Origin of the sequence: Xenorhabdus littoralis, assembly GCF_033949345.1 — a bacterium.
Taxonomy (GTDB): Bacteria; Pseudomonadota; Gammaproteobacteria; order Enterobacterales; family Enterobacteriaceae; genus Xenorhabdus; species Xenorhabdus littoralis.
This window is the reverse complement of sequence record NZ_VCDP01000123.1, coordinates 1-419: the sequence shown is the minus strand read 5'-3', so window position 1 is coordinate 419 and position 419 is coordinate 1. Positions and strand designations below refer to the sequence as shown.

1 protein-coding gene is annotated in these 419 nt (G+C 49.9%); it reads right to left on the bottom strand.

Going from position 1 to position 419, the window contains the following annotated elements; translation table 11 throughout:
* Window positions 1–44: 44 nt before the first annotated feature.
* Complete coding sequence (locus FE394_RS18190) at window positions 45–371, bottom strand: phage holin, lambda family (protein ID WP_319927747.1); 327 nt, start codon at window positions 369–371, stop codon at window positions 45–47.
* Between the last annotated feature and the right edge of the window lie 48 nt (window positions 372–419).

Genomic DNA, 419 nt, shown 5'->3' with positions numbered 1-419 from the left:
GGACACCCTTAAGGTTATTTTCGCTGCGCTGGCTGAACTTAAAGTTATTCGTTGCCATTGTTGACCCCGGCTCTTCTCTCTGCCGCCTTACGCAGCAATTGACCAATAAAGTCCGTTCCCAGATAGCCAATCACTACACTGCCGATATAGGCCAAATCAGGATTTAGACCAATCAGGTTTAATACATCACGAATGAACCAGGCGAACATGGCACACATAAAGGCGTCGATAGAAACCTTTAGCCAGCCTCCGCCGTGATAGCGTCCCCGGAGAAAGGCCATAGTCCCCGCTAAGGTTGCTCCGATGCCTTGCTCCCGTATTGAGACGAGCCAGTCACCGAGATGTACCCATAAATCAGGATTTTCTTTCATCTTCATATTCCACCCCATCAGAACAATGGGCGTCCGTGGGGTGAGAGA

Excerpts from the sequence above, each read along its gene's own strand:
- FE394_RS18190 (WP_319927747.1), bottom strand. The coding sequence starts at position 371 with ATGAAAGAAAATCCTGATTTATGGGTACATCTCGGTGACTGGCTCGTC.